General features: G+C 66.0%; 2 protein-coding genes. One reads left to right on the top strand and one right to left on the bottom strand.

The features are described 5' to 3' along the window. Positions 1 to 368, bottom strand: a 368-nt coding sequence (locus ACFVIU_RS34990) for a rodlin (RefSeq protein ID WP_385847539.1), incomplete at its 3' end; no start/stop codon positions are given. 201 nt (positions 369 to 569) lie between these two features. On the opposite strand from ACFVIU_RS34990, the gene ACFVIU_RS34985 reads away from it, so the two are divergent. After that, a complete protein-coding gene (locus tag ACFVIU_RS34985; RefSeq protein ID WP_385847537.1) occupies positions 570 to 980 on the top strand; it encodes a rodlin in 411 nt (136 codons plus the stop codon). Positions 981 to 999: the final 19 nt, after the last annotated feature.

The following is a 999-nucleotide window of genomic DNA, read 5'->3' as shown; positions in this document are numbered from 1 at the left end:
TCCAGGATGTGCGACAGCGGCTCGTCGCCCTTGGCCTGGGTCGAGTTCTCGGTGCACTGCTGGTTCTGCGGCGAGGACAGGATCGGGATGTCCTGCACGCCGACGTTGACCAGGGCGAGGATCGACTGGGCGTTCAGCTTCGCCGGCAGGCCGATGCACGGCTTGTTGAAGGAGCCCTGGATGAGCGCCATCTGCGGGCTCATGTTGCCGTAGGTCGCGGAGTTGCCGAACGCCTGGGAAGCGCCGTTGCCGCTGAAAGAGGTGGTGCCGTGGTCGTTGCCGATGGCCAGGGCCGGCGACGCGACGGCGGCAGAGGCGCCTACAGCGGCGGCGGCGACCGCGGCGGAGGCCAGAACCTTCTTGATCACTTGTCATTCCCTTCTGAAGTAACCCCGTCCACCGGAGCAACCTGGGTCAACCGCAGATCGCATCAAAGGGTTGCTGGTGTTCACTCCGATGGCCCAATGCGGGTCTGAATGGGTGATGCCCCGCAACCAATTCCCGTGGGTTCGGTTGATGCGGGGGCAGGAAGATGCGTCTTGGCGTGGAGCCAGGAAAGGATTTGCGAAATGCTGAAGAAGGCAATGGCCGCGGCGGCGGTCGCCGCGTCCTTCGTCGGTGTGTCGGCGGCGGCAGCCCCCCAGGCGCTTGCCATCGGCAACGACCACGGCACCACGTCGTTCAGCGGCAACGGTGCCCACGAGGCGTTCGGCAACAACGTGACCAAGGGCAACCTGAGCCCGCAGGCCACGCTGGTCCAGAGCTCGCTCAACAAGCTCTGTGTCGGCCTGCCGGCGAAGGTCAACGTCCAGTCGGTCCTCGCTCTGCTCAACATCGGCGTGCAGGACATCCCGATCCTGTCCTCGCCGCAGTACCAGGAGTGCACCGAGAACTCGACCCAGGCCAAGGACGACGAGGCGCTGTCGCACATCCTGGACGACATCTCGGTCCTGGCGGGCAACGGCGCGGGCAACCACTGAGCCGTGTCCCCCGGGCGGG

It is taken from the genome of Streptomyces sp. NPDC127190 (assembly GCF_042672505.1).
Classification (GTDB): Bacteria; Actinomycetota; Actinomycetes; order Streptomycetales; family Streptomycetaceae; genus Streptomyces.
The sequence above is the reverse complement of the archived record's forward strand: the minus strand, read 5'-3'. Positions and strand labels throughout refer to the sequence as shown.

Coding starts and splice junctions, on each gene's coding strand:
- ACFVIU_RS34985 (WP_385847537.1), top strand. CDS start 570: ATGCTGAAGAAGGCAATGGCCGCGGCGGCGGTCGCCGCGTCCTTCGTC.